The sequence below is a fragment of the Nonomuraea aridisoli genome, from assembly GCF_003236395.1.
Lineage (GTDB): Bacteria > Actinomycetota > Actinomycetes > Streptosporangiales > Streptosporangiaceae > Nonomuraea > Nonomuraea aridisoli.
On sequence record NZ_POUD01000412.1, the window covers coordinates 1 to 5,846 of the forward strand.

Annotated in this window: 4 protein-coding genes; 1 reads left to right on the forward strand and 3 read right to left on the reverse strand. The window is 70.4% G+C overall.

The genetic code is table 11. The features are described from left to right. Positions 1-256: 256 nt before the first annotated feature. The 3 genes from C1J01_RS45615 to C1J01_RS45625 are packed head-to-tail and all read right to left on the reverse strand — an operon-like array spanning position 257 to position 2,152. Positions 257-1,186: an RluA family pseudouridine synthase gene (locus C1J01_RS45615; RefSeq protein WP_111185240.1), complete on the reverse strand. Its 930-nt coding sequence runs from the start codon at positions 1,184-1,186 to the stop codon at positions 257-259. After that, entirely contained in the window at positions 1,179-1,688 is a 510-nt protein-coding gene (locus tag C1J01_RS45620) for a signal peptidase II (RefSeq protein ID WP_111185241.1), read from the reverse strand. Before C1J01_RS45620 ends, C1J01_RS45615 begins: the two co-directional genes overlap by 8 nt. A gap of 53 nt (positions 1,689-1,741) precedes the next feature. Further along, complete coding sequence (locus tag C1J01_RS45625; protein ID WP_438943192.1) at positions 1,742-2,152, reverse strand: TraR/DksA family transcriptional regulator; 411 nt, start codon at positions 2,150-2,152, stop codon at positions 1,742-1,744. Between the two features lie 473 nt (positions 2,153-2,625). Between C1J01_RS45625 and ileS the strand changes: the two genes are divergently transcribed. After that, positions 2,626-5,772: an isoleucine--tRNA ligase gene (ileS, locus tag C1J01_RS45630; RefSeq protein ID WP_111185243.1), complete on the forward strand. Its 3,147-nt coding sequence runs from the start codon at positions 2,626-2,628 to the stop codon at positions 5,770-5,772. Positions 5,773-5,846 lie beyond the last annotated feature (74 nt).

Here is a 5,846-nt window from a genome sequence, read left to right on the forward strand (position 1 = left end):
CCCAGCAGCCCCGGGAGCGCGGCACGGAGAGGCGCGGTGACGACGGCAACGCCGGGGAGAACCGCCGGACGCGGGAGCCTAAACCCACCAAGACCAAGAAGGACAAGGAAGAGAAGGAGGAAAAGCCCTCGCAGGGCTCCAGCGAGCCACCCGCCGGCCCCAGCGAGTCACCCGGCAGGGTGGAGGGCTCGAACGGCGGGGCGCAGGGCTCGAACGGCAGGGCCGCGGGCCGGCGGGCGGAGCGGGCGGGGCCGCCTCAGGACTCGTCGCGCACCAGGTCGAGGGCCTTCTGCAGGTCCTGCGGATAGTCGGTGCTGAACGACATCCACTCCCCCGTCGCCGGGTGCTCGAAGCCGAGCGCGACCGCGTGCAGCCATTGCCGGGTGACGCCCAGCCGGGCCGCGAGCGTGGGGTCGGCGCCGTAGAGCAGGTCGCCGACGCAGGGGTGGCGCAGCGCCGACATGTGGACCCTGATCTGGTGGGTGCGCCCGGTCTCGAGCTTGATGTCCAGCAGGGACGCCGCCCGGAACGCCTCGACCGTGTCGTAGTGGGTCACCGACGGCTTGCCCCCGGCCACCACCGCGAACCGGCCGTCACCGGACGGGTGCCGGTCGATCGGCGCGTCGACGGTGCCCCGGAACGGGTCGGGATGCCCCTGGACGAGCGCGTGGTAACGCTTGTCGACCGTGCGCTCCTTGAAGGCGCGCTTGAGGTGGGAGTAGGCGTGCTCGCTCTTGGCCACCACCATCGCGCCCGTGGTGTTGGCGTCGAGCCGGTGCACGATGCCCTGCCGCTCGGCCGCGCCGCTGGTCGCGATGGTGTGACCGGCGCCGAGCAGCCCGCCGATCACGGTGGGGCCGCTCCAGCCGACGGTGGGATGGGCGGCGACGCCGATGGGCTTGTTGACCACGACGATGTCGTCGTCCTCGTAGACGATGGTCATGCCGGGCACCGGCTCGGCGACCGGCATGGGCGTGGCCACCGGCGGCGGCAGCGTGACGTCGAGCCAGGCGCCGGCGCGCACCCGCTCCGACTTGGCCGGCTGCCGGCCGTCGACCAGCACCTCGCCGGCGACGATCAGCTCGGCGGCGCGTGTGCGGGAGAAGCCGAACAACCGCGACAACGCGGCGTCGAGACGCTCGCCCTCCAGACCGTCGGGCACCGGCAGGCTGCGCTGCTCACTCATCCTTCGCCACCTCCTTGGACCCGTCGATCTGCACGTTGCGCCAGGCCAGGATGACCGCCAGGATGCCGCCGCAGACGATCGCGGAGTCGGCGATGTTGAACACCGGGAAGTAGTCGATGACGGGGAAGTGCCCCGGCAGTACCTCGATGAAGTCGACGACGTGCCCTTGGAGCTGCTTGGGCCGCCCGAACCCCGAGGGGTAGCGCAGCAGCCGGTCGGTGAGGTTGCCGAGCGCCCCGCCGAGCAGCAGCCCGAGCGTGAACGCCCAGCCCCGGCTGCCGAGCTTGCGGGCGGTGCGCACGATCGCGACGACGACGCCCGCGGCGATGAGGGTGAAGACGAAGGTCATTCCGGTGCCGATGCTGAACGCGGCACCGGAGTTGAAGATCAACCGGAACTGCAGGACGTCCGGGATGACCACGTGCGGCGCCTGTCCTTCCAGCGTGCGCAGGGCGACCGTCTTGGTCACGAGGTCGGCCGCGTAGATGACGGCCGCCAGCACGACGAGTACCGCGAACAGGCGCCGGCGGGGGGTTGCGGCCGGCGGCGCTGATCCTATCGGCGCTCCTCCTTCTGCTTGCAGGCCACGCACAGCGTCGCCCTCGGGAACGCCTGCAGGCGTTCCTTCCCGATCGGCTTGTGGCACGATTCGCACACTCCATAGGTCCCGGCGTCGATCCTGGCGATCGCACGTTCGTTCTGCGCGACGAGATCGCGCGCATTCAGGGTAAGGGCGATCTCGCGTTCGCGCTCGTACGTCTTCTGGCCGGCGTCCGCCTGGTCGTCGCCGGCGCCCTGGGTGACGTCTCCAGAGGCTATCTCTGTCTCGTGACGGAGGATGTCCGCCTCGAGCTCGTCGATCTCCTGCTGAAGCCTGCCGCGTACCTCGGCCAGCTCCTCGTCGGACCACATCGACGGAGTGGTGGTCTGCGTGACTGCCGCCATGGCTGCCTCCATGCTGATCAAGGCCGTAATGGTGCGGGCAGCTTAGGATCCGTATAACGGAACGGCAAACGACCCGCCGGACGGTTTACCTCCCCCGTACTATCCCGCCTCGCGCATTCAACTCCTCCCCAGCGACGTCCATTCCCACAACTTCGCGGCGTTCAGACCGTCCGTGCAGCGTGGTGATGGTCGTCCCTTGACGCGGCGTACGCCCCACCTGGGGGAACCACGGGGAAAACGTGGAAGCCTCAGGCCCCGCTCTGCGTTATGGTTTAAGCCTGCAAGGCGTCGATGGGGCCCGACTGTGAGGGATATCACCCCGGAGCCGCCGGAAGAACGGCTCTGACGAGCTCAGTAGAACCGGCAGCAGTCCTAATGAAGAGGGCCTCGCACCCGAGGTCAAGAAGGGTGGTACCGCGGAGCCGCGTGGCTTCGTCCCTTCACGCGAGACGAAGAGCCCTGCCGGCCGATCAAGCGTGGAGGTCACGCCCGACATGTCGTCCCCAACGTTCCGCTCTCTTCCCGCGCAGGTCGACCTGCCCGCGCTCGAGCGTGAGGTCCTCGAACGCTGGCGGGACGGGAAGATCTTCGAGCGTTCCGTGGAGCAGAACTCCGGCAACCCCGCCTGGGTGTTCTACGAGGGCCCGCCCACGGCCAACGGCCTGCCCGGCGTCCACCACGTCGAGGCGCGCGTGTTCAAGGACCTGTTCCCGCGCTACAAGTCGATGCGCGGCTTCAGCGTCCCGCGCAAGGCGGGCTGGGACTGCCACGGCCTGCCCGTCGAGGTCGGCGTCGAGAAAGAGCTCGGCCTGTCCGGCAAGAAGGACATCGAGTCGTACGGCATCGCCGAGTTCAACGCCAAGTGCCGCGAGTCGGTGCTGCGTCACGTCGACGCGTTCGAGCAGCTCACCGAGCGTATGGGCTACTGGATCGACCTGTCGCAGGCCTACCGCACCATGGACCCGTCCTACATCGAGTCGGTGTGGTGGTCGCTGAAGGTCGTCTTCGACAAGGGGCTGCTGTTCCGCGACTTCCGGATCACCCCCTACTGCCCGCGCTGCGGCACCGGCCTGTCCGACCACGAGCTGGGCCAGCCCGGCGGCTACGAGACCGTCTCCAGCCCGTCGGTCTACGTCCGCATGCCCGTGACGTCCGGCCCCCTCGCCGACCTCGGCGCCTCGCTGCTGATCTGGACGACCACGCCGTGGACGCTGGTCTCCAACACGGCCGTCGCCGTGCACCCCGACGTCACCTACGTCGCGGCCCGCACCGCCGACGGCGAGGTGCTGGTCGTGGCCGAGCCGCTGCTGTCGGTGCTCGGCGAGGGCGCCACCGAGGTGGCTCGCTACAGCGGCCGCGAACTGGAGCGCACCGCCTACAGCCGCCCGTTCGACCTGGTCGACATCCCGGGCGCCCACTACGTCGTGCTGGGCGACTACGTCACCGTCGAGGACGGCACCGGCCTGGTCCACCAGGCCCCCGCCTTCGGCGCCGACGACATGGCCGTCATCAGGCGCTACGACATGCCCGTCGTCAACCCGATCGGCCCCGACGGCCGCTTCCTCGACGACGTCCCCATGGTCGGCGGCCGGTTCTTCAAGGACGCCGACGAGGAGCTGACCGAAGACCTGCGGGCGCGCGGCCTGCTGTTCCGCGGCGGCCACTTCGAGCACAGCTACCCCCACTGCTGGCGCTGCCACACCCCGCTGCTCTACTACGCGCTCCCGTCGTGGTACATCCGCACCACCGCCGTCAAGGAGCAGATGCTGGCCGAGAACGCCGGCACCACCTGGTACCCCGACACGATCAAGTGGGGCCGCTTCGGCGAGTGGCTGCGCAACAACGTCGACTGGTCGCTGTCGCGCTCCCGTTACTGGGGCACGCCGCTGCCGCTGTGGGTGTGCACCGACGACGAGTCCCACATCACGTGCGTGGGCTCGCTGGAGGAGCTCGGCACGCTCGCCGGCCGCGACATCTCCGCCCTCGACCCCCATCGCCCGTACGTCGACGACGTGACGTTCGCCTGCCCGTCCTGCGGCGGCGAGGCGCGGCGCGTGCCCGACGTCATCGACGCCTGGTACGACTCCGGCTCGATGCCGTTCGCGCAGTGGGGCGAGCGCGGCAAGCCCGAGGGCGTCTACCCGGCGCAGTTCATCTGCGAGGCCACCGACCAGACGCGCGGCTGGTTCTACTCGCTGATGGCCGTCGGCACGCTCGTCTTCGGCCAGTCCTCCTACGAGAACGTACTCTGCCTCGGCCTCATCCTGGCCGAGGACGGCCGCAAGATGAGCAAGCACCTCGGCAACATCCTCGAGCCGATCCCGCTGATGGACCGCCACGGCGCCGACGCGCTGCGCTGGTTCATGGCCTGCTCGGGCTCGCCGTGGGCCTCGCGCCGGGTGGGGCACAACACCCTCGAGGAGATCGTCCGCAAGGTCCTGCTGACGCTCTGGAACACCTCGTCGTTCTTCACCCTCTACGCCAACGCCGAGTCCTGGTCGCCGTCGATGCTGGCGCAGGCCACCCCGGCCGCCGAGCGCCCGCTGCTCGACCGCTGGGTGCTGGCCGAGCTGCACCGTACGGTGGCCGAGGTCACGGCGTCGCTGGACGACTACGACACCCAGCGCGCCGGCCGCCGCCTGGCCGACTTCCTCGACGACCTGTCCAACTGGTACGTCCGCCGCTCGCGCCGCCGCTTCTGGCAGGGCTCCCAGGACGCCTTCGCGACCCTGTACGAGTGCCTGGAGACGACGCTGCGGCTGCTGGCGCCCATCACGCCGTTCCTCACCGACTACCTGTGGGACGTCCTGCGCCCGGCCGACGCGCCCTCCTCCGTCCACCTGGCGTCCTGGCCGCAGGTGCGCCAGGACCTGCTCGACCCGGCCCTGTCGGACCAGATGGCGCTGGTACGCCGCCTGGTGGAGCTGGGCCGCTCGGCCCGTGCCTCGTCGGGTGTGAAGACCCGCCAGCCGCTGCGCCGCGCCCTCGTGGGGGCGCACGACTGGCCGTCGCTCCCCGACGAGCTGCGCGGCCTGGTGGCCGACGAGCTGAACGTCCAGTCGCTCGAGGACATGGCGGGCTTCAGCGCCGACCTCGTGTCGTACACCGTGAAGCCGAACTTCCGGGCGCTCGGCAAGCGCTTCGGCTCGCAGACCAAGCTGGTGGCCGCCGCGGTGTCCGCCGCCGACCCCACCCGCCTGGCCAGGGCCCTGCGTTCGGGCAGCACGGTCATGGTGGAGTCCGACGAGCTGGGCGAGATCACGCTCGGCCCCGACGAGGTGATCGTCAACGAGCAGCCGCGTTCGGGCTGGGCGGTCGAGACGGGCGCCATCGGCACGGGCACGGGCGAGACGGTGGCCCTCGACCTGGAGCTGACCGACGAGCTGCGCCGCGCCGGCCTGCTGCGCGAGGTCATCCGCCTGGTCCAGGACGCCCGCAAGTCGACCGGCCTGTCGATCAGCGACCGCATCGAGCTGTGGTGGACCACGACGTCGCCCGAACTCGCGGAGGCGCTGCGCACCGAGGGCAACGTGGTGGCCGAGGAAGTCCTCGCCACCACCCTCACCGAAGGCACGACCGAGAGCCTCCCCTCCCACCAGGACGCGGACCTCTCCCTCACCTTCCAACTCCGCCGCTCCTGACCTCCCGGGCCCCGGGACCACCTGCCACCACCTGGCCGGCCCCGGGGCCCACCACCACCGCCGAAGCACACACC